At 66.2% G+C, this 24,731-nt stretch carries 22 protein-coding genes and 1 pseudogene; 9 read left to right on the top strand and 14 right to left on the bottom strand.

Annotated elements, in window-relative coordinates; genetic code table 11:
- Positions 1-8: 8 nt before the first annotated feature.
- The 9 genes from BGI51_RS09880 to BGI51_RS09845 all read right to left on the bottom strand — a co-directional run bounded on the left by BGI51_RS09880 (position 9) and on the right by BGI51_RS09845 (position 6,738).
- Positions 9-704: a DUF2931 family protein gene (locus tag BGI51_RS09880; RefSeq protein WP_356595174.1), complete on the bottom strand. Its 696-nt coding sequence runs from the start codon at positions 702-704 to the stop codon at positions 9-11.
- A complete protein-coding gene (locus BGI51_RS09875; RefSeq protein WP_252977259.1) occupies positions 701-1,396 on the bottom strand; it encodes a DUF2931 family protein in 696 nt (231 codons plus the stop codon). The genes BGI51_RS09880 and BGI51_RS09875 overlap by 4 nt, the downstream gene beginning before the upstream one ends.
- The gene (locus tag BGI51_RS09870) at positions 1,393-1,899 is read right to left on the bottom strand and encodes a DUF2931 family protein (protein ID WP_252977289.1); all 507 of its coding nucleotides are present in this window, start codon (positions 1,897-1,899) and stop codon (positions 1,393-1,395) included. Before BGI51_RS09870 ends, BGI51_RS09875 begins: the two co-directional genes overlap by 4 nt.
- Positions 1,862-2,089, bottom strand: coding sequence for a hypothetical protein (locus tag BGI51_RS23460; protein ID WP_252977329.1), 228 nt, complete (start codon positions 2,087-2,089; stop codon positions 1,862-1,864). The genes BGI51_RS09870 and BGI51_RS23460 overlap by 38 nt, the downstream gene beginning before the upstream one ends.
- The gene (locus tag BGI51_RS09865) at positions 2,086-2,775 is read right to left on the bottom strand and encodes a DUF2931 family protein (RefSeq protein WP_187980993.1); all 690 of its coding nucleotides are present in this window, start codon (positions 2,773-2,775) and stop codon (positions 2,086-2,088) included. The genes BGI51_RS23460 and BGI51_RS09865 overlap by 4 nt, the downstream gene beginning before the upstream one ends.
- Positions 2,772-4,640 (bottom strand): PAAR domain-containing protein, encoded by a 1,869-nt coding sequence (locus BGI51_RS09860; RefSeq protein ID WP_187980992.1) that lies wholly within the window; start codon positions 4,638-4,640, stop codon positions 2,772-2,774. Before BGI51_RS09860 ends, BGI51_RS09865 begins: the two co-directional genes overlap by 4 nt.
- 97 nt (positions 4,641-4,737) lie before the next feature.
- Entirely contained in the window at positions 4,738-5,352 is a 615-nt protein-coding gene (locus BGI51_RS09855) for a trimeric intracellular cation channel family protein (protein ID WP_042137396.1), read from the bottom strand.
- 16 nt (positions 5,353-5,368) lie between these two features.
- Entirely contained in the window at positions 5,369-5,917 is a 549-nt protein-coding gene (gene orn, locus BGI51_RS09850) for an oligoribonuclease (RefSeq protein ID WP_187980991.1), read from the bottom strand.
- Positions 5,918-5,967: 50 nt separating this feature from the next.
- Positions 5,968-6,738, bottom strand: a complete 771-nt coding sequence (locus tag BGI51_RS09845) for a class I SAM-dependent methyltransferase (RefSeq protein WP_187980990.1) — start codon at positions 6,736-6,738, stop codon at positions 5,968-5,970.
- 94 nt (positions 6,739-6,832) lie between these two features.
- Between BGI51_RS09845 and rsgA the strand changes: the two genes are divergently transcribed.
- Positions 6,833-7,855 (top strand): small ribosomal subunit biogenesis GTPase RsgA, encoded by a 1,023-nt coding sequence (gene rsgA / locus BGI51_RS09840; protein WP_158896607.1) that lies wholly within the window; start codon positions 6,833-6,835, stop codon positions 7,853-7,855.
- Positions 7,856-7,903: 48 nt separating this feature from the next.
- Here the strand turns inward: rsgA and BGI51_RS09835 are convergent, their stop codons facing one another.
- From BGI51_RS09835 to motA, 3 genes and pseudogenes are all read right to left on the bottom strand, one after another.
- Entirely contained in the window at positions 7,904-8,503 is a 600-nt protein-coding gene (locus BGI51_RS09835; RefSeq protein ID WP_007161171.1) for a nitroreductase family protein, read from the bottom strand.
- A 164-nt stretch (positions 8,504-8,667) separates the two neighbouring features.
- Positions 8,668-9,828 carry a flagellar motor protein MotB gene (locus BGI51_RS09830; protein WP_187980989.1) on the bottom strand — a complete coding sequence of 387 codons (1,161 nt, stop codon included), beginning with the start codon at positions 9,826-9,828 and terminating at the stop codon, positions 8,668-8,670.
- Positions 9,828-10,678, bottom strand: a pseudogene (gene motA, locus BGI51_RS09825) (flagellar motor stator protein MotA). Before motA ends, BGI51_RS09830 begins: the two are co-directional and overlap by 1 nt.
- Positions 10,679-10,795: 117 nt before the next feature.
- Between motA and BGI51_RS09820 the strand changes: the two are divergent.
- From BGI51_RS09820 to BGI51_RS09800, 5 genes are all read left to right on the top strand, one after another.
- Positions 10,796-12,313, top strand: coding sequence for an HDOD domain-containing protein (locus tag BGI51_RS09820; protein ID WP_187980988.1), 1,518 nt, complete (start codon positions 10,796-10,798; stop codon positions 12,311-12,313).
- Between the two features lie 59 nt (positions 12,314-12,372).
- Positions 12,373-13,182 carry a rhodanese-like domain-containing protein gene (locus BGI51_RS09815; RefSeq protein WP_187980987.1) on the top strand — a complete coding sequence of 270 codons (810 nt, stop codon included), beginning with the start codon at positions 12,373-12,375 and terminating at the stop codon, positions 13,180-13,182.
- 16 nt (positions 13,183-13,198) lie between these two features.
- Entirely contained in the window at positions 13,199-14,107 is a 909-nt protein-coding gene (gene asd / locus BGI51_RS09810; RefSeq protein ID WP_187980986.1) for an archaetidylserine decarboxylase, read from the top strand.
- Between the two features lie 43 nt (positions 14,108-14,150).
- Positions 14,151-15,935 carry a molecular chaperone gene (locus BGI51_RS09805; RefSeq protein WP_252977258.1) on the top strand — a complete coding sequence of 595 codons (1,785 nt, stop codon included), beginning with the start codon at positions 14,151-14,153 and terminating at the stop codon, positions 15,933-15,935.
- A gap of 258 nt (positions 15,936-16,193) precedes the next feature.
- A complete protein-coding gene (locus BGI51_RS09800; RefSeq protein ID WP_252977257.1) occupies positions 16,194-18,053 on the top strand; it encodes an EAL domain-containing protein in 1,860 nt (619 codons plus the stop codon).
- A 30-nt stretch (positions 18,054-18,083) separates the two neighbouring features.
- Here the strand turns inward: BGI51_RS09800 and serB are convergent, their stop codons facing one another.
- On the bottom strand, positions 18,084-19,238 hold the full coding sequence (gene serB, locus BGI51_RS09795) for a phosphoserine phosphatase SerB (RefSeq protein ID WP_187980985.1): 1,155 nt from the start codon (positions 19,236-19,238) through the stop codon (positions 18,084-18,086).
- A gap of 189 nt (positions 19,239-19,427) precedes the next feature.
- On the opposite strand from serB, the gene BGI51_RS09790 reads away from it, so the two are divergent.
- The 3 genes from BGI51_RS09790 to BGI51_RS09780 all read left to right on the top strand — a co-directional run bounded on the left by BGI51_RS09790 (position 19,428) and on the right by BGI51_RS09780 (position 23,225).
- Positions 19,428-20,936, top strand: a complete 1,509-nt coding sequence (locus BGI51_RS09790; protein ID WP_187980984.1) for an AhpA/YtjB family protein — start codon at positions 19,428-19,430, stop codon at positions 20,934-20,936.
- Positions 20,937-20,956: 20 nt separating this feature from the next.
- Positions 20,957-22,495: a C13 family peptidase gene (locus BGI51_RS09785; RefSeq protein WP_187980983.1), complete on the top strand. Its 1,539-nt coding sequence runs from the start codon at positions 20,957-20,959 to the stop codon at positions 22,493-22,495.
- A gap of 88 nt (positions 22,496-22,583) precedes the next feature.
- Complete coding sequence (locus BGI51_RS09780; protein ID WP_007161182.1) at positions 22,584-23,225, top strand: oxidoreductase; 642 nt, start codon at positions 22,584-22,586, stop codon at positions 23,223-23,225.
- A gap of 485 nt (positions 23,226-23,710) precedes the next feature.
- Here the strand turns inward: BGI51_RS09780 and BGI51_RS09775 are convergent, their stop codons facing one another.
- The gene (locus BGI51_RS09775; RefSeq protein ID WP_187980982.1) at positions 23,711-24,646 is read right to left on the bottom strand and encodes a LysR substrate-binding domain-containing protein; all 936 of its coding nucleotides are present in this window, start codon (positions 24,644-24,646) and stop codon (positions 23,711-23,713) included.
- Positions 24,647-24,731: the final 85 nt, after the last annotated feature.

The following is a 24,731-nucleotide window of genomic DNA, read 5'->3' as shown; positions in this document are numbered from 1 at the left end:
CCAACTTTTCATGGCCCTACCGTGGTGTAGGGGATTGGTGCCCACCAGCTGCCATAGGGCACGCCGTACTTATCGACATAGCTTTTGACCACCGACGACAGCGGTCGGTACTTGCCGTTGGATTTGCCTCCGTAGGGACCTTTAAGCTCGATTTCGGCCTGGATGGTCATGACTTCGATGGGATCGAGGCAGGGACCCATGATCCAGACCTTGACCACCCCGCCGGGCGCCAGGCCGATGGTGAGGTCCTTGCGATAATCCGAGGTGCGACCACTGACCGGACACTCGGCTGGTAGACGCTCGAACATCTTTTCCCTGGCCCAATCAGGGATGGTGAACAGCGCGTGATAGGTTTGAGGCTCGACCATGGATTGCCAGCGTAAGGAGACGACGTAGGGTAGATCTAAGCCGGTTAGGTTACGGCCGGCACCGGAGCCGATCCTTTTAGGCCAGCCTCTGGCGGTAGCCGATAGGCTGGCTGGCTCGCCCATGGCGACTACTCCCCTCATGGCATTGGGAAAGATGCGCCCGCTGTTATCACCAATATTGACTTGCTCCAGCCAAACTTCCATGTAGTTAGGCGCCAGAAAGCCCAGGTACCAGGCGTCATAGGGCAGCTTGTTCGCGGCGCCGGACTGGCAACCCGCCAGGCTCAGTAGCAGGCCAATAGCTAACAACCGGCGACTCATCGCCCAACTTTTCATGGCCCTACCGTGGTGTAGGGAATCGGCGCCCACCAGCTGCCATAGGGCACGCCGTACTTGTCGACATAGCTTTTGACCACCGGCGACAGCGGTCGGTACTTGCCGTTGGATTTACCGCCATAGGGCCCCTTGGGTTCGATCTCGGCCTGGAGGGTCAGGACTTCGATTGGGTCCAGGCAGGGGCCCATGATCCAGACTTTCACCACCCCACCGGGCGCAAGGCCGATGGTGAGGTCCTTGCGATAATCCGAGGTGCGACCACTGACCGGACACTCGGCTGGTAGACGCTCGACCATTTTTTCCCTGGCCCAGGGTGGGATGGCGAATACCACCTGATAGGTTTGAGGCTCAATAATCGATTGCCAACGCAGCGCTACCATATACGGCAGATCCAGACCGGTCATGTAGAGGCCTTTGCCCGATCCGATTCTCCTAGGCCAGCCCTTGGCAGTCGCCGACAGACTCTCGGGCTGTCCCATGGCAACCACGCCACCCATGGCATTGGGAAAAAAGCGGCCATCGATGTCACTGACATTGGCCAGCTCCAACCAAACCTCCATGTAATTGGGTGCTAGAAAACCCAGGTACCAGGCGTCATAGGGCAGCTTGTTCGCGGCGTCAGACTGACAACCTGCCAGGCTCAGTAGCAGGCCAATAGCCAACAACCAGCGACTCATCGCCCAACTTTTCATGGCCCTACCGTGGTGTAGGGAATCGGCGCCCACCAGCTGCCGTAGGGCACGCCGTACTTATCGACATAGCTTCTGACCACCGGCGACAGCGGTCGGTACTTGCCGTTGGATTTACCGCCATAGGGCCCCTTGGGTTCGATCTCGGCCTGGAGGGTCAGAACTTCGATGGGATCGAGGCAGGGGCCCATGATCCAGACTTTCACCACCCCGCCGGGCGCCAGGCCGATGGTGAGGTCCTTGCGATAATCCGAGGTGCGACCACTGACCGGACACTCGGCTGGTAGACGCTCGACCATTTTTTCCCTGGCCCAATCAGGGATGGTGAACAGCGCGTGATAGGTTTGAGGCTCGACCATGGATTGCCAGCGTAGGGATACGACATAGGGCAGATCCAGGCCGGTCAGAGTACGACCTTTGCCTGAGCCGATTCTTTCTGGCCAACCCTCTGCGCGAATCGCCAGATTTTCAGGCTTGCCATAAGACACTACTCCCCCCCATGGCATTGGGAAAGATACGCCCACTGTTGTCGCCAATGTTGGCTTGCTCCAGCCAGACCTCCATATAGTTGGGCGCCAGAAAGCCCAGGTACCAGGCGTCATAGGGCAGTTTGTTCGCGGCGCCGGACTGGCAACCCGCCAGACTCAGTAGCAGGCCAATAGCCAACAACCAGCGACTCATCGCCCAACTTTTCATGGCCCTACTGTGGTGTAGGGAATCGGCGCCCACCAACTGCCGTAAGGAACGCCGTGTTTGGCAACATAAGCCTTAGTGACCTCAGTCAGCGGCAGGGCGTATTGACCCTTCATACGGCCCTGATCAGGCCCTTTAGGCTCGACCTCGGCTTGCAGAGTCAAGACCTCAATGGGGTCCAGGCACGGCCCCATGATCCAAACCTTGACCACACCGCCCGGGGCTAGGCCTAGGGTGAGGTCCTTGCGGTAATCCGAAGTGCGACCACTGACGGGGCACTCTGCTGGTAGGCGTTCGAGCATTTTATCCCGCGCCCAGACGGGAATGGCGAATACCGCCTGATAGGTTTGGGGCTCGACCAGAGATTGCCAGCGCACAGCGATCATATAAGGCAGACCCAGCCCGGTCATGTAGCGGCCTTTGCCCGAACCGACTCTCCTAGGCCAGCCCTTGGCGGTAGCTGACAGACTCGCTGGCTGCCCCATGGCAACTACCCCGCCCATAGCATTGGGAAAAAAGCGACCGTCGATGTCACTGACATTGGCCAGTTCCAGCCAGACCTGCATGTAGTTGGGTGCCAGAAAACCCAGGTACCAGGCGTCATAGGGCAGCTTGGGTTTGGGCGTGGCATTGGTTTGGCAGCCAACCAGGCCAAGCATAAGGATAAGGCACAGCAGCCAACGGCTCATTCGGGATAGCCTGGCTGTGGGCGGTTGGGATAGACGTTGCGCCGACCAGTGGCCGTGGGAGCGTTGACGAAGAAGATGCCAAGGTTGCTGAGGTCTTTACCCAATAGCGCGTTCCAGTGCGCGGAAAGATGCACATAACGACTGAACAGCAGCCGGGCTTCGGCTTGGTCGATATGTAGGGGAACACCCTGAGCGTTGGCTTGCAGCTTAGCCGCGACACCTTGTAAATCATCAGGAATTGCCAAGTCTGCCGACCTAGGAATCGGGGAAAGGACTACACCATGAGCAACAGCTAGACGATGCATCACATGCAAGTAAACCAAGGACAGCTCACCGCGCACCTGACGTTCCAGGCGAATCGCGGCGATCACCTCGGTTTCCGGCAGCTCGCCGCGGGGACGTGGCAAGTTATTACGCCAGGTGTCGATTGCCAATGTAGTGGCACCTGGGTCGTACCAGGGCTCTCGTTGCAACTGCGCCAGCTCACGCTGGGCTTGGCGATAGCTCCAGGCCGCCTGGCTATCGGTGCCATAGCGCTCTCGCGAGGCGTGCGGTCGCGTCAAGAGCAGGCGCTCGGTCATCTCGGAAGTATAGCCACCACCCAGGTCGGCATGGGCGCCTGGTAGGGCGATCTCTTGATGCTGAGGCGCGACACTGGTGAGGGCGAAGTTGCGCCGGTGCTCGTCACGGGCGACCAGGTGCACCACCTTGTCTGCACACCCTGAAGGCAGATAGAGATTGACGCCAGGGTTGGTGATATCAGTCGGGGTAAAGTCGCCACGCCTGGGGTCTGCTACCGCCGTTACGGTATCGAACAGCCCGATGAAGTTGAGCCTGACCTTAGCGCTCTGCCACGAAAAGCACTTAGCCAAACCCGTCGCAGCAATACCGCCGCCGGCCTTGAGCACCTCGTTGGCGAAGTGGCGTGCGGCCGCGGCGCCGCGACTAAAGCCAAAAACATCGAACTTGATGGCATCAACCACGACATCGGGGTTGATGCGCTTGAATTGATCGTAGCGCTCACCGAACGCGATTGGAAACGTCTGAACACAACTCAGCACACCACTAGCACCCAAGCCCGTCCCCATGGACAAGGCGCTATCAGGTTGCCCGGCTCGAGTGCCGATACCTTCTATATACACCGGAATAGCCGCTGACTTTTCATCCTGCTCGACGGCACGCTGAGTATCGTCTTGATAGAGCCGATACAACCGCACGATGTTCGTATCGGCATTGGCATAACTGCTATCCGGATCGCGCATGAACGCCTGGCAGTGACGAGCGATGCTCTCGGCTTGATCGGCATCAAACCCTTGGGTTTCCGCCCGACAAGCCGCACCGGTGGCGGCATTGAAGAGGTTGTTGCCGGTGCCGTCGAAGAAGACGCCGATGCGCAGGGTGATGCGCTGTTCTAGCGGGCGCTCCGCCTGTTCGGCGACTTCATCCCTGGCAACGGGTGCGCTCTCCGGGTGGCTGGCAGGCTCCTCGATATCCCGTCGCTCCCGGGAGCGCAGTGCCGAAGGCTTGCCCTGCCCCGGTGCCAGGCCGGTAGTGCCTGCATGGCTTGCGCAGGCGCCCTTGGGCGCGCCGCCGGCGTCCAGGCCGATGATGACGCTGCCCGAGCCGCCGATCACCACGCCGCCATGGCTGGTAAGGCTGCCGAGCACCGCCGCAGGCCGGCCGTTGATCAGGACGGTGGGGATGACCGCGGCGCTCAGGGCGGCGCCACAGCTGCAGGCATGGCCGAGGGCGGCGGCGGGCAGGCCATCGAAAGCGACATCGGTGGAGCCCTGGACCAGGGCGGTGGTACCGCATTGGGGGCAGGCGACGGCGTCGCCCAGGCGAGCAGCAGGCTTTCCAGACATGACCGATCTCCCTATCGGTAATTGGGGCCTGAAAAATGCCGCACAAAAGGCTCTAGGACAAGCCTTTCAGGGCGATACCACGCAATTTCTCACTGCCTCAACCGTGAGGATCGTCCGGATAGGTGAAGGTCGGCATCTGCCAGTTGAATCTCAACGCCAGCAGGCGCAGCAGCAACCCCGCGGCCAGGGTGATGAGCAGCGCCTGCTCTTCGCCGAGCCACGGGCGGCAGAGCAGGTAGCAGCCGGCAGAGAGTACCGCCACGCTGGCATAGAGCTCGCGCCGGAGGATCAGGGGTACGTCGTTGCAGAGGATGTCGCGCAGGATGCCACCGCAGGTGCCGGTGAGGGTGCCGCTGACGATGACGATGGCCGGACTCAGGCCCATCTCCAGGGCCACCTGGCAGCCGATCACGGTAAAGGCCACCAGGCCCAGGGCGTCGAGCACCAGGAACAGCCGGCGCAGATAGCGCATGACCCGCGCGATGGCCACGGTGGCGAGGCCCGCGCCGACGGTGAGCGCGAGGTACTCCGGGTGCTTTACCCAGCCCAGCGGATAGTGCCCCAGCAGGACGTCGCGCACCGAGCCGCCGCCCAGGGCGGTGACGCTGGCGATCAGCGCCACGCCGAACAGGTCCATGCCGCGGCGGCCTGCGGACAGGGCGCCGGTCATGGCCTCGGCGGTGATCGCGACCAGATAGAGGATGGACAGCAGCACGGACGGGTGGCCGTCAGACCTTGATGAAGTGCTCGCGATAGTGCCGCAGCTCGGCGATGGAATCGCGGATGTCGTCCAGCGCCAGGTGGCTGCCGCTCTTCTTCACGCCATCACGCACATGGGGCGCCCAACGCGCGGCCAGTTCCTTGAGGGTGGAGACGTCCAGGTTGCGGTAGTGGAAATAGGCTTCCAGCTTCGGCATGCGGCGATAGAGGAAGCGGCGATCCTGGCAGATGCTGTTGCCGCAGATCGGCGACTTGCCCTTGGGCACCCACTGCTGCAGGAATTCCAGGGTCAGGGCCTCGGCCTGGGCGGTGTCGACGGTGCTCTCGCGCACCCGCTGAGTCAGCCCCGAGCCGCCGTGCTGGCGGGTGTTCCACTCGTCCATGCCGGCCAGGATCTCGTCCGACTGGTGGATGGCCAGCACCGGGCCTTCGGCCAGCACATTGAGATCGCTGTCGGTGACGATGGTGGCCATCTCGATGATCACGTCCCGATCCGGATCCAGGCCGGTCATTTCCAGGTCGATCCAGATCAGGTGCTGCGGATTGGGGGCGGTCATGGTGAACTCCTTGATGATGGCACCAGTGTAGCAGCGCGCCTGCCGCGTACCTACCGGCGCCAGAGCAGCAGCCGGCTGCCACGCAGGTCGCCTACCTCCAGCACCTGATCCGCGGGCTGGTCGGGAATCTCGAAGGTGTTGCTGATCAGCCAGCTGCCGGCCCGCTGTTCCGTGCGGGCCTTGTCGCCCAGGCGTGGCATGGGCGCCGGCGAGAGAAAGCAGTAGACGACGTCGAACTCGCCCAGCTGCACCCGCCAGAGATCGCGATAGCGCACCTGGCAATTGCGCCGCGGCAGGCAGCGCAGCCAGGCCAGGGCGAAACTCAGCGGCGCCGTCTCCACCCCGATGAAGCTGGCCTGGGGAAAGCGCCGGGACAGATCGACCAGGGTATCGCCCAGGCCACAGCCGAGGTCGACGAAGCGAAAGGTCGGCTCGCGCTCGGCGAGCAATTCGGCCAGCCGCTCGCGGGTCTGGCGCCCGGTGAGATAGAGCGGTACCCGCTCGCGCAGACTGTTCCAGTTCAGCAGCAGGAGCAGCAGGAAGCCGAGCGCGGCGATGCCCGCCGAGAGCCCGCGACCGCTGACCAGGTAGAGCGCCGGGGCGAACAGCACATTGATGAACACCCACCAGCGGGCGAGTCCCAGCAGCTCGCCCAGCAGGGCCGCCAGTACCGCCTGCAGGCAGACCAGCGCCAGCAGCGAGGGGCGCTGGCCGGCGAAGCCGGCCCACAGGCGGATGCCGACGACGGCGACCACCAGGGCGGCCAGTTGCACCAGCACGGCCAGCAACAGCGGATAGCGCGAGGCGAGATGGGCCAGCATGGGGGCTCCGGAGCGACGAGGTACGCCAAGTTTAGGTAATCCGCGAGAGGCGGCCAATGCTAGACTCAGCGGTCCTGAAACCCGCGGATATCCCATGGCCAAACGCCACCTGACCCGTCGCCAGAGCTGGCGGATCGAAAAAATCCAGACCGAACGCGCCGCCCGCGCGGAAAAGCGCGAATCCAAGCTGATCGACGAACTCGAAGGCGGCGATCTGGGACCGGAGCAACAAGGCCTGGTGATCGCCCACTTCGGCGTTCAGGTGGAGGTCGAGGATGACGAAGGCCAGCTGCAACGCTGTCACCTGCGCGCCAACCTGCCGACCCTGGTCACCGGCGACCGGGTGGTGTTTCGTCCCAGCCTCCAGGGCAACGGCGTCATCGTCGCTCAGTTGCCGCGGCGTTCGGAGATCTGCCGGCCGGACATGCGCGGTCTGCTCAAGCCGGTGGCGGCCAACGTCGACCGCCTGGTGATCGTCTTCGCCCCGCTGCCCACGCCTCACGCCAACCTTATCGATCGCTACCTGGTGGCCGCCGAGCATGCCGGCATCCAGCCGTTGCTGCTGCTCAACAAGGCCGACCTGATCGACGCGCACAACGGCCCGGCGCTGGACGAGCTGCTGGGCGTCTACCGCGAGCTGGACTATCCGCTGCTGGAAGTCTCGGCCCACAACGGCCTGAGCATGGACCAGCTCAAGAGCGAGCTGGACGAGCACGTCAGTGTCTTCGTCGGTCAATCGGGGGTGGGCAAGTCATCGCTGGTGAACGCCCTGCTGCCGGGCGTCGATACCCGCGTCGGGCCGCTGTCCGAGCTGACCAACAAGGGCACCCACACCACCACCACCGCCCGGCTCTTCCACTTTCCCGATGGCGGCGATCTGATCGACTCGCCTGGCATCCGCGAATTCGGCCTCAGCCACGTCAGCCGTGACGACGTCGAAGCCGGCTTCAAGGAATTCGGCGACTACCTCGGCCACTGCCGCTTCCGCGACTGCAAGCACGAGCGCGAACCCGGCTGCGCCCTGCTCGCGGCCCTGGAGCGCGGTGACATCCATCCGCAGCGGATGGCCAGTTACCGGCACATCCTGGCCAGCCTGGAAGGCGAGTCACGCTACTAAGCAAAACGCCGGGCAAGCCCGGCGTTTTCTTGTATCAGTCGACGACCATCAGCCAAAGACGCGGAAGCGCTCGGCGTCGTCCATGAAGCCCTTCTCCGGGAAGTCGCCCTCGTTGGAACCGAAGGGCATCTGCGCGCGCAGGTGCCAGGTCTCCGGCAGTTTCCACTCGGCGGCGGCCAGGGCGTCGGGCAGCGGATTGTAGTGCTGCAGGCTGGCGCCGATGCCGGCGTTGGCCAGGGCCGTCCACACGGAGAACTGGGCGATGCCGCTGGCCTGCTCCGACCAGATGGGGAAGTTGTCGGCGTAGGCGGGATACTTGTCCTGCAGGCCGGCGACGACGTGCCGATCCTCGTAGAACAGCACGGTGCCGGCGCCGGCCGCGAAGCTGTTGATCTTGCCTTCGGTGGCGGCGAAGGCGTCGGCCGGCACGATCTGCCGCAGCGCCTGCATGACGAAGCCCCAGAACTTGTCGCTCTCGGCGCCGAACAGGATCACCGCGCGCGAGCTCTGCGAGTTGAAGGCGGAGGGCGATAGCTTGACCGCTTCCTGGATAAGCGCGGTGACCTGGTCCTGGGCCAGTGGCAGATTCTTGCCCAGCGCGTACTGGCTGCGGCGGCGCTTGATGGTGTCGATAAAGGCGTTGCTCATCGGAAGGCTCCTGCAAGGGAATCGGAGATCGGGAGACCGCGCGCCAGGGCGCAAGGTGCCCGATCCAGCATGAATACCCTTGCAGCTTAACCAGCCCTGCGCAGGCCAACGGACGAAAAAACCGAACGCTAGCAGCGAATTTTCCTATCGATCACCGCCACCCTTCAGGGCTTGCTCTGGATGACGCCGGCATCGAAGGCATTGACCTGATTCTTGAAAGCCGCGTTGTTGATGGGTTGCGCCAGGTTGCCGGTGGCGCTGACGCCGCCACTGGAGACTCCGCTGCGGCTCGCCGCCGGTGCGGCGCCAGCCGCGGGCTTGGGTGCCTGGTTGCCACCGGCGCGGCCCTCGATGGCCTGCTGGGCCTTCTTGGTCAGCACGATGATGTCGATGCGGCGGTTGACCGGATTGAGCGGATGTTCGCGATCGAAGGGAGCCGAAGAGGCATAGCCGACGATCCGCGCCACCTGCTCTTCCGGATAGCCACCGGCGATCAGCGCCCGGCGTGCAGCGTTGGCGCGACCGGCGGACAACTCCCAGTTGCTGAAGTCGCCCTTGCCGGCGTAGCGCGCGGCATCGGTATGGCCGCTGATGCTGATCTTGTTCGGCACCTGGCGAATGGTGTCGGCCATGGCCAGCAGGATGTCCTCGAAATAGGACTTCAGCCGCGGACTGCCGGAATCGAACATCGGCCGGTTCTCGGCATCGACGATCTGGATGCGCAGGCCGTCCTGGGTGATCTCCAGCAGGATCTGGTCCTTGAACTTCTGCAGCTCAGGATTCTGCTCGATCTTGTTCTGCAACTCCTGCAGCAACAGCTCCAGGCGTTCCTTGTCCACCTGCTCGGCGATCTTTTCCGCCTGGCTCGGATCCATCTTCGCCTGGCTGGCATCCTTCTGCTGCTGGGCCGCGTCGTTGGGCTGGCGCTTGTCGGACTGATCGGGCGCCTGGGTGGGATCGGGCGCGACGCGGTTGGAATCGTTGGGGTCGGCGCGCTCCTGCACGTCCGGATTGACCTTGTTCTGGGTCGAATCCGGCTGCGCCTGGATCTCGGGATTCAGGGTGCGGTCAGGTGCCGGCGTCGGCGTGCCGCCCAGATCGATGACATAGGGGCTGGCACTTTCGGTGAAGCCGATCGGATCCTGGAAGTAGCCGGCGATGGCCTTCTTCTGCTCCGGGGTGGCCGAGGACATCAGCCAGAGCACCAGGAAGAACGCCATCATGGCGGTGGCGAAGTCGGCGAAGGCGATCTTCCAGGCGCCGCCATGGTGGCCGGCGGCGCTTTTCTTGATGCGCTTGACGATGATCGGCTGGTTGTTGTCCATCAGCTGCCCCGCATCGCCTGCTCGAGCTCACTGAAGGACGGCCGGTGCGCCGGAAACAGCACCTTGCGGCCGAATTCCACGGCGACGGTGGGCGGCATGCCGCTGGCGGCGGCGACCAGGCAGGCCTTGATGGCCTCCAGCACATTGAGCTCTTCCTTGGCGTCGTGCTCCAGGCAGGTCGCCAGCGGACCGAAGAAGCCGTAGGCGGCGAGAATACCGAGGAAGGTACCCACCAGAGCCGCGCCCACGTGGCCACCGATGGCCGCCTGGTCACCCTCGCCGAGCATGCCCATGGTGATCACGATACCCAGTACCGCGGCGACGATGCCGAAGCCGGGCAGGCCGTCGGCGACCCGCGATACCGCGTGGGACGGATGCTCCAGCTCTTCCTTGATGCCGGCCAGCTCCATGTCGAACAGGCCTTCCAGCTCATGGGGGCCATGTTGCCGGAGGACATCAGCCGCAGGTAGTCGGCAACGTAGGCGGTCATCCGCTCATCCTTGAGGATGTTCGGGTACTTGCTGAAGATCGGACTGGCCTTGGGATCCTCGACGTCCGCCTCGATGGACATCATGCCCTCGCGCCGGCTTTTGTTGAGGATCTCGTAGAGCAGCTTGAGCACGTCCAGGTAGAAGGCGTGGGTGAAGCGGTTGCCAAACATCTTCAGCGACTTCTTGAACACCTGCATGAAGGTACTGCCCGGGTTGGCCTGCAGAAAGGCCCCCAGGGCGGCACCGCCGATGATCAGGACCTCGAGCGGCTGGATGATCGCAGCGATCTTGCCATGCGCGAGGATGTAGCCGCCGAGGACAGCCGCGAATATCACGATGATGCCGATGATTTTTGCCATGGTTGGGAATACTGTGTGCTAAGGAAAATTGAGCCGGGGATCTGCCCTCACGTCCCCTTTATCGGACCCGGCGCCCCGGACTGAAGGCCTTTCATCAAATTTCAAGGCGACCGTCGTATGTCCAGCCGCCCGAACACCGTCGAAGACTGGGTCAAACACCTGGAAGGCGTACGCCTGCCGGTGGCCACCGCCAGCGCGGAGCGTCTGCGCCGCGCCCTGGCCGATGGCCGTCTGGCGTTGCATGAGATCGCCGAACGGCTCTGCGAGTCACCCCCCCTGGCGCTGGCCCTGTTGCGCGAGGCCAATCGCGGCCATGCCAGCCTTGGCGATCCGGCCGCCAGTCTGGAAGCCGTGCTCGGCCGCGTCGGTCTCGGGCCGGCGGAGTACCTGATCGCCCGCCAGCCGACCCTGCCCGAGGAGCGCCTGCCGCGTCCGCTGCGGCAGCTGTGCCTGGTCAGCCAGCACGCCATGACCCTGGGGCTGGGCCTGTTCGGCGTGCCCCTGGCGCGGCTGTGGCCGGACATCCGCCTGGCCGCCCTGCTCTTTCTGGCGCCACTCTGGCCGCTGGCGACCCGCTATCCGGAACTCTTCGAGGAGTGGGAACGGCGGGTGCTGGGCGAAGGCGAACCGGCGCTCAAGGTCGAGCGCGAACTGCTCGGCGTGCCGGCGATCCGCCTGTGCCAGGCGCTGGCCCGTCACTGGCAGTTGCCCGAGTGGATCGTGGAAGGCTATCGCCTGCTGGACCAGGATCGCCGGCAACTGGTCAGGGCGCTGCACATCGCCCATGGCGATGATCCCCTCGAACAGCAGCAGCGCCTCGACGACGACCCCAATCTGCGGCGCTGGCTGACCCATCCCGGCAACACCATCCTGCTGGCCAATGGCCTGGCCCTGGCCAGCCACCATGCCTGGGATGGTCCTCATACCCTGCGCTGGCAGCGTTTCAGCGCCCTCTATCTGCAACTGCCGCTGGCACGGGTGCAGAGTCGCAGCCATGAGCTGGCGGTGCAGGATGCCCAGCGCCATGCCCGACCCGGCCTCTGGCATCCGGCGGAAGGCCTGGTCTGGCCACCGGGCGAACGGCGCCTCAAGCCGGTGCCCCGGGTACAGGTCGCCAGCGAGAGTCAGGCACAGCGCTGGCGCGGACTCTGCGAGCAGTTGCTGCACACGCCCAGCGCCTTCGCCACCCTGCCCCAGCTGTTCGATTGCGCCCGCCAGGCGCTGGTGGCCTGCGGCCTGCCGCGGCTGCTGCTGCTGACCCCGGATCGCAACGGCCAGAAGGGCAATGTCCAGCTGCACCATGGCCTGGACGACGCCCCCGGTCTGCAGCTGGACATCGCCAGCCATCCGCTGCTGGCCAAGCTGTTCGGCAGCCCCGGCCAGTTGCGCATCGATGACGACAACCGGGCGCGCTTCGCGCCGCACCTGCCCGCCGATCTGCGCCGGCTGTTCAGCAACGAGCGGCTCTGGCTGCGCAGCCTGGGCTTTGGCGAACGGGTGGTGCTGGTGGCGATCCTGGACAGCGAACTGCAGCCGGCGGATCCGCGGCGCAGCGCCGCGCTGGACAAGACCTTCACCTGCATCGAGCGCGCCATCGGCACCTTTGCCAATCGTCCGCGGGCACGACCGACCTGACGCTGGCCGGTCAACCTCGGTACACTTCACCTTTGCTACGGACCGACGGGAAATCCGCGATGCCCTTTTCCGCCCTGCCCCTGGTGATCGAACCGGCCGATCTCGCGGCGCGCCTGGATGCGCCCGAACTCATCCTGGTGGATCTCTGCAGCGCCGCCCACTATGCCGAGGGCCATCTGCCCGGCGCGCGCCATGTCGCGCCCGCCCGCACCCAGCTGGGCAGCAAGCCGGCGCCCGGCCTGCTGCCGGCCCAGGCGGACCTGGAACGGCTGTTCGGCGAACTGGGGCAACGCGACGAGGCCGTCTACGTGGTCTATGACGATGAAGGCGGCGGCTGGGCCGGACGCTTCATCTGGCTGCTGGACGTCATCGGGCATGGCCACTATCACTACCTCAACGGCGGACGCCAGGGCTGGATCGCCGCCGGCCTGCCGCTGAGCACCGAGGTACCGGCTGCGGCGAGCGCGCCGGTCGCCCTGACCCTGCACGAGGAGCCCACCGCCAGCCGTGCCTATCTGCAGAGCCGGCTGGGCGCCGAGGACCTGGCCATCTGGGACGCCCGGGGCGCCGATGAATACCGCGGCGAAAAGGTGCTGACCGCCCGTGGCGGGCACATCCCCGGGGCGATCAACTTCGAGTGGACCGCCGGCATGGATCGCGAGCGCCAGTTGCGCATCCGTGAAGACCTGGCCGCCGAACTGGAGCGCCTGGGCATCACCCGCGACAAGGAAATCATCACCCACTGCCAGACCCATCACCGATCCGGCTTCACCTATCTCGCGGCCAAGGCCCTGGGCTATCCGCGCGTCAAAGCCTATGCCGGCTCCTGGGGCGAATGGGGCAACCACCCCGACACCCCCATCGAATGATTGCCAAGGACCTCTCATGAAACTGCAAGACCGTCTGTTCATCCTTGCCCAGCACCTGCTGCCGCACCATCTGCTGTCGCGGCTGATCGGTGGCTTCGCCGAGTGCCGGGTGCCCTGGTTCAAGAATCTGCTGACCCGCTGGTTCGTCCGTCACTATGACGTCGACATGCGCCAGGCCCAGGTGGAAGACCCCACCGCCTACGAGAACTTCAACGCCTTCTTCACCCGCGCCCTCAAGCCCGGCGCCCGTCCGCTGCCGGCCGCAGCCGACGTGGTGGTCAGCCCGAGCGACGGTGCCATCAGCCAGCTCGGCCGCATCGAGCACGGCCGCATCTTCCAGGCCAAGGGCCACAGCTACAGCCTGCTGGAGCTGCTCGGCGGCGACGGCCTGCGCGCCGCGCCCTTCATGGGCGGTCATTTCGCCACCATCTACCTGTCGCCCAAGGACTACCACCGGGTGCACATGCCGCTCACCGGCACCCTGAAGGAGATGGTCTATGTGCCCGGGCGCATTTTCTCGGTCAATCAGCTCACCGCCGAGAACGTGCCCGAGCTGTTCGCCCGCAACGAGCGGGTGGTGTGCATCTTCGACACCGCCGTGGGGCCCATGGCGGTCATCCTGGTCGGCGCCATGATCGTCGCCAGCATCGAGACGGTCTGGGCCAGTCTGGTCACGCCGCCCAAGCGCGAACTCAAGCGCTTCGCCTACGACGAGGCCGCGCGCGCCCCCATCACCCTGCGCACCGGCGACGAGCTGGGTCGCTTCAAGCTGGGCTCCACCGCCATCGTGCTGTTTGGCCCGGAAGCGGTGAACTGGTCCGCTGAACTCGGCGCCTTGTCCACCGTCAACATGGGGCAACTGCTGGGGGTTCCGACCACGTCGGCCCCCTTGACCACCGTTTCCGAGCCAGGGCCTCTCGCCTAGATGCGCGGTTCATTGCCCATCGAAACAGGAGTGTGCGCGGCGAATGGATAGCAAAAGGCCACAGCTCATGTTGCGGGTACCGACACCCGATCAGCGCAGCCTGACGTTTTGTGACGCCACGCCGGCTGGCCTCAAGCGCTGGCTGGAGCAATTGCCGCGGGCCAAGCTGGGCGAATTCGCCCGGCTGCTCTACCAGGGTCTGCTGGAACTCAATCGGCTGATCCTGACGCCGGAAGCGCGTCTGCGCCTGCTCGAATCCCTGCGCCCGGACGTGCAGCGGGTCTGCCAGCTGCTCGAACGCCATGTGCTCAACCAGGCCATCGTGCTCGACGAGCGCTCGCGCAAGGTGGCCAATCTCTGCCAGGCCCTGCAGAACCTGCTGGCGGCCGGCTACAAGCTGATCGTGGTCGAGGAAAGCGATCGTGGCGAACGCAGCACGCTGCTGGCGACCGCCATCCAGCGTGCCCTGCGCGCCCTGCTCGGGCCGCTGATCCGCGCCGCCCAGCTCTACACCCCGGTGCACGACAACCTCTGGCTGGAGCTGCACCAGCTCTATCGGCTGGCGGTGACCACCGGGCTGCACAACCAGAAGATTCGCGATGAACTGCTGCCCGGCGACGGCAGCCAGACCATCACCCAGGCCTATGGCGCCGCCCTGCTGTTCGGCGCCGCGCGCTGCAACCAGTTGCGCCAGAGCCACATCGCCCAGCTGACGCTGCACCTGGACGACTGGGCCAGCCTGATCCGCCTGCAAGGTCCCGAGCAGAACGGCACCCTGATGGTGGTGGCGCCGCAGATCGACGCCCCGCCGCGCTATCGCTCGCTGTTGCGCGAAGCCAATCTCAGCGGTCTTCTCGGCCTCGCCCCGCAACAACTGGTGCAGGCCATCGAAGACTACCTGGCGCTGGCCCCGGAGCAGCGCCCCCGCGCGCGCCTGCCGGTGCACGGTGATCTGTCCCTGGATCTGCTGCAACACCTCGTCGGGGCCTGGGGCCAGGAGGCGGATCGCGCCTTCCAGCGCATGCCCGGCCAGGGTCAGGTGCAGGTCTGCATCGGCATGAGCGCCCTGCACTACCAGCTCGCGGGTGGTCAGGTGTTCGCCGACACCCTGCGCCTGTCGGCCGCGGTCGTGCCGGACGCCTTTGCGCCCAAGCCCAAGGACGATGTCTGGTCAATGGCCTTCGATGCCGACACCCAGGCACCCGACGCCCTGGACTGGAGCGCCGAGAACCTGGAAGAGATCCACTACGACGTCCTGCCCGGTGACGGCGAGGCAGCCAGTCCCGCCTTTCCGATCCATGCGGTGCAGGTGGTCAACCACAGTCCGGGCGGCTATTGCCTGAGCTGGAGTGGCGAGGTGCCCGAGCAACTGCAGGCCGGCGAACTGCTCGGCGTGCGCCTGCCCGAGGATCACAACTGGGGCCCGGCGGTGGTGCGCTGGGTCCGCCAGGTGCCCGGCAGCGGGACCCAGATGGGCGTCGAACTGCTGGCGCCCACCGCGCGCCCCTGTGGACTGCAGCTGCTGCGCAAGGCCGAGCAGAACAGTCAGTACCTGCGTGCCCTGCTCCTGCCGGAGATCAAGGCCATCGACCAGGCGCCGACGCTGATCGCGCCGCGACTGCCCTTCCAGGAAGGCAGCAAGGTGCAGATCAATCAGCAGGGCAACGAGCAGCGCGGCATGCTCGACCGGCGGCGCAGCATGACGGTCAGCTTCAGCGTCTTCGAATATCACCTGCTGGAGCAGAGCGGTACGCAGCCCAGCGGCGGATCCGCTGGCGGCGGCGCGCGTCAGGAAGAAGACTTTGACTCGCTGTGGAAGTCTCTGTAGCTTCGCTGAATCATCGTTATCGCCAGGGCGCGAATAGACCATGGCCGCCGAACACAGCGCGATCCGCCTGTTACTGCTCGAAGCATCGCAGAACGAGGCGGAACGCCTGGTCAGCCTGTTCCGCAATGCCGGACGGGCGACGCGGGCCCAGCGCCTGGCCGACCCCGCGGGTCTCGACGAACTACTGTCCCAGTCCTGGGACCTCGCCATCCTCGCCCCCCCTCGCCGGAACTCGACAGCCTGGCCGCCCTGCGCCAGTTGCGCCGCCGGATACCCCAGCTCGCCGTCATCCAGCGGGTGGCACCGGACGATCCCGCGGCGGTGCTCGACGCCCTGCGCCTGGGCGCCCGCGACGGCATCGCCAGCGACAACGACGAACACCTGCTGCTGGCCAGTCTGCGCGAACTCGGCAACCTGGCCGAGCGCCACGAGCGCCGGCGCCTGGAACAGGCCCTGGCCGAGGCCGAGCAGCGCTGCCAGCTGCTGCTGGCCAACGCCGTGGAAGCGGTCGCCTATGTCCACGACGGCCTGCATATCCACGTCAACTCGGCCTATGTCGAGCTGCTGGGCTATCCATCCGCGGAAGACCTCGAAATCACTCCGCTGATGGACCTTATCGTAGCCGCCGACCAGCCGGCGCTGCGCGAGGCCTTTCGCCAGTTGCGCGACGATCCCCGCCCCCTCGAACTGGACTGCCGCTGCGTCCGCCCGGACGGCAGCACCCTTGGTGTGCGCCTGCGCCTGACGCCGGCCATCTATCTCGACGAACCCTGCGTGCAGCTGCACCTGCGCGAGGAACGCGCGGCCCCGGCCGCCGAGGCCCTCGAGGAACAGCTGCGCGAGGTGCGCTTCCAGGACATCCTGACCGGTCTGCTCAATCGCAGCCGCATGCTCGAATTGCTCGAGGATGCCCTGGAACGCGCTCGGCTCGGCGCGCCGGCCAGCTTCGCCTACCTGAGCATCGATCGCTATCCGACCCTGGTGGCCGAGCTGGGCATAGGCGCCATGGACGAATTGCTGGTGGTCCTGGCCGAGCGCCTGCGCGAGCATTTCGGCACCCTGGTGACCCTGTCGCGCTTCGCCGACGACGCCTTTACCGCCCTCCTGCCGCAGGCGGCCGACGCCAGCCTGGACAGTGCCTTCGAGCGCCTGCTCGGCCGTCAGGAGCGCCAGCCGCTGACCCTGGCCGGGCGCACCCTGGCCATCAGCTATTCCATCGGCGTGGTCAGCCTGGACAGCCATACCAAGAGCGCCGGCGACCTGGTGGACCGCGCGCACCGCTCCGCGCGCCAGGTCGCCCAGCGCGGCGGCAATGCCTGCAAACGCTACGATCCCCAGGAAGAGCTGGCCGCCGCCGCCAATCGCGGCAATCTGGTGGCGATGGTCAAGCAGGCCTTGCAGCAGAACGGCTTCCGCCTGCTGTTCCAGCCGGTGATCAGCCTACGCGGCGGCAGCCACGAGTACTACGAGGCGCTGCTGCGCCTGATCAATCCCCAGGGTGAAGAGGTCTCACCGGCCGAATTCGCCCGCACCGCCCGCGACAGCGGCCTGAGCGGCCAGATCGATCGCTGGGTGATCCACCAGGCCATGCGCCAGCTCGGCGAGCACCGCGCCCGCGGTCATGGCACGCGCATCTTCGTGCATCTTTCGGGGGCGACCCTGGGCGATCTGGAGTTGTTGCCCTGGCTGCGGGAAACCCTGCAGGCGCAGCAGCTGGACGCCGAGGCGGTGATCTTCCAGCTCAGCGAAGAAGACCTGCTGGCCCAGCCGGAGCAGGCCCTGGCCATGGCGCAGCGGCTACGTCGCCAGGGTCATCCGGTCACCCTGAGCGGTTTTGCCGCCGGCGATCCGCCGCTGGCGGCGCTGCGCCTGCTGGTACCGGATTACGTCAAGCTGTCGGGCAAGCTGATCAAGGACCTGGCGCAACCGGACCATCAGGAGCGCCTCAAGGCGCTGGTCGCCGAACTCAGCGCGCAGAACGTCCAGACCATCGCCCCCTTCGTCGAGAGCGCCAGCGTGCTGGCCCAGCTCTGGCAGGTCGGGGTGCACTTCATCCAGGGCTACTACCTGCAGGAGCCCAGCCAGGCGATGGACTACGAGTTCCAGGCCGAGCACTAGGGCTCGGCCTGGAACTCGTAGCGCGCGGACTCAACCGCGGGTCAGGCGATCTTCCACGCCGAGCAGATAGAGCACGCCATCCAGGCCCAGCACGCTTACCGACTGGCGCGCGGACTGGCGCACCAGCGGCTTGGCGCGGAAGGCCACACCCAGACCGGCCAGGGCCAGCATCGGCAGGTCGTTGGCGCCATCGCCCACGGCGATGGTCTGCTCCAGCGTCAAGCCTTCACGGCTGGCCAGTTCCTGCAGCAGATCGGCCTTGCGCTGGGCATCGACGATGGGCTCGACGGCGCGACCGGTCAGCTTGCCGTCGACGATCTCCAGTTCGTTGGCATAGACGTAGTCGATGCCCAGCCGCGCCTGCACCTGACGGGCGAAGTAGGTGAAGCCGCCGGAAAGGATGGCGGTCTTGTAGCCCAGCCGCTTCAGTTCGGCGAACAGCCGCTCGGCCCCTTCGGTCAGGCGCAGCCCGGCACCGATGTCCTCCAGCACCTCTTCGGACAGGTCCTGCAGCAGCGCCATGCGCTCGGTGAAGCTGGCGCGGAAGTCGATCTCGCCGCGCATGGCGCGCTCGGTGATGGCCGCGACCCGCTCGCCAATACCGGCGGCCTTGGCCAGCTCGTCGATGACCTCGGCCTGGATCAGGGTGCTGTCCATATCGAACACCGCCAGCCGGCGATGCTGACGCTGCAGCTCATCCGGCTGCCAGCCGATGTCGGCCTGGCCTTCCTGGGCCAGCGCCAGCAGGCCCGCGCGCAGCGCCTGGGGTTCGTGGGGCTCGCCGGTGACGCGCAGCTCCAGGGCGGCCCGTTCGGTCGCGCCCGGCTCGCTCAGGGCGCGGATGGCGTGGATGTTCAGGCCCTGCTCGCGGCACAGCGCGGCCAGGCGGGTCAGCGGCAGATCGGCCAGGGCGCGGCCCATCAGCGTCAGGACATGGGCTTCGCCGGTCTCCGGTGCGGGCTGCGCCAGGGGCGCCACCTGCAGACCCAGGGCCTGCAGCGCCTGCCCCAGCGCCGCGCCGGCACTCGCCGGACTGACCAGCAGGGTCACTGCGGCACTGTTGTCCAGACCCTGCTGCTGCAGCGATTCCAGCCGGGCACCGGCCGCGGCCAGGGCGCCGGTGAGAGCAGCCAACCAGTCGGCGGGCAGGATGCCCACGGCCTGGAGTCCGATAACGTCTTGCATGGCGATCCCCTCGCGGAAAAGCGCGCAGTCTACCCTTTCGCCTCGGCGGTGCCGAGCCGCGGGCACCGGCTGGCGGAGTGAGTCCACCGCCGGCCTCTTTTGCGGGCGAAGCCCTGCATTCGCCGTTTTCGCACCCCTGGCGCGCTGGTTATACTGGCCGCACATTTTTTGTCCAAAGAAACGATTTCTGTGACCCGCCCCGCGACCGTCAAGCCCGATAATTTCTTCCTGCTGATCTACCGAGCCCTGCGCCAGCGTCGTGTGCCGGTGGCCTTGCGCATCGTTTCCCACAGCCTGCTGCTGGTGGCGGCTGCCCTGGTGATCTATGCCGGCATCATGAGCATGCAGTTCCGCCATGCCATGCAGCAGCAGGCCGACGCCGTCGGCCAGAGCCTGGTGACCCAGACGGCCAATTCCGCCGCCGAATTGCTGGTGGCCAACGACAATCTCAGCCTCAACGTGCTGCTGAGCAACCTGGCGCGCAATCCGCTGGTGGCCCATGCCGCGGTCTACAGCCCGGACAACCGCGTGCTGGCCGAGTCCGGCACGCGCCCGAGCCAGGGCCTGCTGACCGCCACCGATGGCATCTACAGCACGCCGATCCGCTTCCAGGACGTTACCGCCGGTCAGGTGCGCCTGGCGCTGGACATGGACCAGTTCCAGCAGCCGATGATGATCAGCCTGCAGAACATGGGTCTGCTGGGCCTGATCCTGCTGGCGCTCACGCTGATTCTCAGCCTGCGGCTCGGTCGTCAGCTGTCGATTCCGCTGCTGGAGCTGCGCGTCTGGCTGCGCGATCCCGATGACCCCGCACCGGGCGCCGGCCGTCTCGACGAACTGGGCGACCTGGCTCGCCAGCTGCAGAGTCGCCTGGTCCCGCCCAAGCCGCCCAAGCCGCCCAAGGCGGAAGTGGCTGAGGCCGAGGACGACGATCCCTTCGCCGACGAGCAGGGTGGCCTGAGCGTCAAGCCGCCCGCACGCAAGGCTGCCGCCGCCAAACCGGCCGCGCGCAAGGCGCCCGCCGCGGGCGCCGACAGCGAACCGGACGCCGAGGCCTTCGCCGAGCTGGTGCCTGAGTCCTTTACCGAACCGCCACCCACCCCGGCCCCGGCGGTGCCCACCGAGCCCGACATCGTCACCTCGGCGGTGCTGTCCATCCAGCTCGGCGCCCAGGACCAGCTCAGCCGGCTGCCACGCAGCCGCCTCGAACAGCTGCTGGAGCGCTATCGCGACTGCCTGCAGCAGGCCACCGAGCTCTACGATGGCGAACTCCACACCCTCAAGGACGGCGGCAGCCTGATTCTCTTCCACGAACGCAGTGACGACGACGACTACCTGACCCGCGCGCTCTGCTGCGGCGAGATCATGCGCGCCCTCGGTCATGCGCTGCAGGTGGAAGTGGTCGGCAGCGGTGCAACCCTGCAGCTGCAACTGGGTCTGACGCAGGGCGAACGCCTCGCCGGCCTGGAGCTTGCCCAATTGCTGGAAAACACCACCGTACGCAATGCCCAGGCGCTGAGTCGCCACAGTCGCAACCTGTTGCTGGTCGAGCAGAGCATCGCCGAGGACGAGCTGCTGCGTAAACGCGCCCGTATCCGCACCATCGCCAGCCCCGCCGGGGCCAGTTGCGTGGAACGTCTCCTGGAACCCTACTCCGCGACGCTGGAGCGTCACCTGGTCCGGCTCGAGGCGCGGTAACGCGCCCGCCGACCCCACCTATGAGCGCCCTCCTGCCCCGTCTCGCCCTTGCCGCGCTGTTGCTGGCGGCCTGCGCTGTCCAGGCGGCGCCCAACGCGAGCAGCGTGAGACTGCCCGATGGCGGGGTCTATACCGGCGAAATCGTCAGCGGCCTGCTCAATGGCAGCGGACGCATCGAGTGGCCCAATGGCAACTGGCTCAAGGGCCGCTTCAAGGACGGCCTGGCCGAGGGGCCTGGCGAGCAGCAATTTGCCGATGGCACCTACTACCAGGGCACCTTTCGCCGCGGTCTCTACCATGGCCAGGGCAACCTGATCAGCAGCAGCGGCTGGGAATACCACGGCAGCTTCGTCAACGGCCGCATGCAGGGCCAGGGGTCCAAGCTCGACAGCGACGGCACCCAGACCATCGGCACCTTCAACGACGGCCACCTCAACGGCGTCGGCCAGTGGCAGGAGCCGGGCGGCGATCGCTATGACGGCGAATTTGTCGACGACCAGTTCGAAGGCGCCGGCGTCTATCGCAGTGCCGGCGGCGATCTCTGGCGCGGGCGCTTCAGTGGCGGTGAGCTGACCGGCAACGGCGAATTCGTCGGCAGCGACAGCAGTCAGTATCGCGGTGCCTTCCGCAACTGGAAGTTCGACGGCCAGGGCGTGCTCACCAACAGCGACGGCAGCGTCTACCGCGGCAACTTCGCCGACGGCGTCTATGCCGGCATGGGCGTGCTGACCCGCGCCGACGGCCAGGTGGAACGGGGTCTCTGGGAAGGCGGCAAGCGCATCCGCGACGACCAGGGCCAGTACATCGCCGATCCCTTGGAGCGCGCCCTGCTCGATCAGGGCAAGGTGCTCGACCAGGAATTGCAGCAGATTCCCGCCTCCACCCCCGCCACCGAGCTCTATGGCCTGGTGCTGGCCGGCGACGGCGGCCAGGGCGTGTTCCAGCGCGAGGCCAACTATGTGGCCAACTTCCTGACCACCACCTGGGGCGCCCGCGACGTCGTCCACCTGATCAACGCCAAGGACATCCGCAGCGACCATCCGCTGGCCACCCGCGAGAATCTCTACCAGAGCCTGCAGGCGCTGGCCCAGCGCACCGGTCCCGAAGACCTGATCCTCATCTACCTGACCAGTCACGGCTCGGCCGACCATCAGCTGGTGCTCTCCCAGCCGGGCCTGGATCTCTCCAGCCTGCCGGCAGCGGAGCTCGGTCGTCTGCTCGCGCCCCTGCGCGGCCGCGACAAGCTGATCATCGTCTCCAGCTGCTACAGCGGCGGCTTCATCCCGCAACTGCAGGACGACCACACCCTGGTGATGACCGCTTCCAAGGCCGATCGCACCTCCTTCGGCTGCACCGACGAAGCCGACTTCACCTATTTCGGCCGCGCCCTGTTCGCCGAGGCCTTCCAGCACACCGACGATCCCGAGCAGGCCTTCCAGCGTGCCCGCGACACCGTGTCGGTACGCGAGAAGACCGAAGGCTTCGATCCGTCCGAGCCCCAGCTGTGGGCACCGCCCGCCGTCCTGCAGAAGTGGCGCGCCTGGCGCGCGAGTCGCTGACTGCCGGCTTCGACCAGGGCTTTGACGAACAACCGGAACGTCTGAGGTCCAACCTGACATCAGCGGTCGCCGCTACAAGGAGAGCCCCGTGTACCTGACGCCTCAGCATGCCCTCATCGCCGGCGCCACTGGCCTGACCGGCGAACACCTGCTCGACCGCCTCCTCAACGAGCCGACGGTCCCCCGGGTGCTGGCGCCGACCCGCCGTCCGCTGGCGGAGCACGCCCGGCTGGACAATCCGGTGGGTGATCTCAACAGTCTGCTGCCGACCCTGGAAGGCCCGCTGGACGTGGCCTTCTGCTGCCTGGGCACCACCATGAAGCAGGCCGGCTCCGAAGCGGCCTTTCGCGCCGTGGATTACGGCCTGCCCCTGGCGGTCGGCCAGCGCGCTCTGGAACTGGGGGCCCGCCACTACATCGTGGTCAGCGCCATCGGCGCCGACTCCCAGTCCTCGATCTTCTACAACAAGGTCAAGGGCGAGCTGGAAGAAGCCCTGCGTGCCCAGGGCTGGACGCAACTGACCCTGGCGCGACCGTCGCTGCTGATCGGCCAGCGCCAGGAAGAACGCCTGGGCGAGCGCCTGGCCGCCCCCTTGTCGCAATGGCTGCCCGGCAAATGGCACGGCATCGAAGCCGCCGTCCTGGCCCGCGCGCTGTGGCGCCTGGCCCTGGAAGAAGGCAAGGGCGTGCGGGTGGTGGAATCGGACGAGCTGCGCAAGCTGGGACGTTGAAGGCGTAGCTCAAGGGGCTGGGTTACAGCCCTCGCGGTCATGGCGGTCCGCCGATGCGGCCGCTCCTACGGGTAGGCCGCGCACGGATCGATCAAGCGTTTCCAAGACCTATTACCGCCACTCCCCATTCGGATAGCCCCCTCTCCCCCCGGGAGAGGGCTGGGGTGAGGGCACGCCTCACAACGAACTCACCCGTGGAAAAGGCTGCGCCGTTTTCCACGCTACGAAGCCTGCACAAGCCCCTAACCGCTCGGAAAGCCCCTCTCCCTTGGGGAGAGGGCTGGGGTGAGGGCGCGCCTCACAAAGAACTCACCAACGGAAAAGGCTGCGCCGTTTTCCACGCTACGAAGCCTGCACAAGCCCTTAACCGCTCGGAAAGCCCCCTCTCCCTTGGGGAGAGGGCTGGGGTGAGGGCGCGCCTCATGAAGAACTCACCAACGGAAAAGATTGCGCCGTTTTCCACGCTACGTGGCTATCACGGCCCTTCAGGCCGGCTGCGCCAGCACCATCTGGTCGACTTCCTGCACCAGCCAGTCGTGCAGGGCGCGCAGGCGGGGATCGGCCAGGGCGCCCTGGGCATAGAGCAGCATGTACCTCTTGTGCGCCGGCACTGAACGGCCAAAGGGCGGCACCACCAGCACCCCCCGAGCCAGTTCGTCGGTGATCAGGGCGCGGCGGGCGATGGCGACGCCCATGCCGGCGATGGCCGCCTCGATGGTCAGGTGGTTGCGATTGAAGGTGTGCCCCCGCCGCACATCCAGCGCCGGCGCACCGATACTGGCCAGATAGAACTCCCATTCGGCGTATTCGTAGCTGCCGCGCCAGGCGGTGATGTCGTGCAGCAGCGGATAGAATTCCAGGTCCTCCGGCCGCTCCAGCGGCGGTCGCCCCACCAGCAGGCTGGGCGCGCAGACCGGAAAGATCTCTTCGTCCATCAGCGGCGTCGAGGCCAGGCCCGGATAGCTGCCGTCGTTGAGATCGATGGCCAGGTCGAATTCGCCCTCGCGCAGCGACCAGCTGCTGTCTTCGGCCACCAGCCGCAGTTGCAGGTCGGGAAAGCGCGCCTGCAGCCGCGGCAGCCGCGGGGTCAGCCATTTGCCCAGGAACGAGGGAATCGACCTGAGGCGCACCACGCCGCCGAACTGACCGGCATTGAGGCGGCGCAATTCGGCGTCGATCAGCCCATAGGCCTGGTTCAGGGTGGTCGCCAGGCGCTGGCCCTCGGCGGTCAGCTCCAGGCCTCGGGCCACCCGGTGAAACAGCTTGAAGCCCAGGCGCTCTTCCAGCTGGCGCATCTGCTGACTGATGGCGCCAGGCGTCACATGCAGCTCTTCGGCGCAGCGCGTGAAGGACAGGTGCCGAGCGGCGCAGACGAACACCTGCAACCAGGCCTGGGTTTGAGCATTGAGGATCCGGCTCATCGATGAGTTCCGCTAAAGGATCGCTTAGAAGCTTTCGTTTGTGCGAGTTGAAGGCTTATCACCACTATGAGCCATCCGCCGGCAG

Source organism: Pseudomonas oryzihabitans, assembly GCF_014522265.1.
Taxonomy (GTDB): Bacteria; Pseudomonadota; Gammaproteobacteria; order Pseudomonadales; family Pseudomonadaceae; genus Chryseomonas; species Chryseomonas aestiva.
The sequence above is the reverse complement of the archived record's forward strand: the minus strand, read 5'-3'. Positions and strand labels throughout refer to the sequence as shown.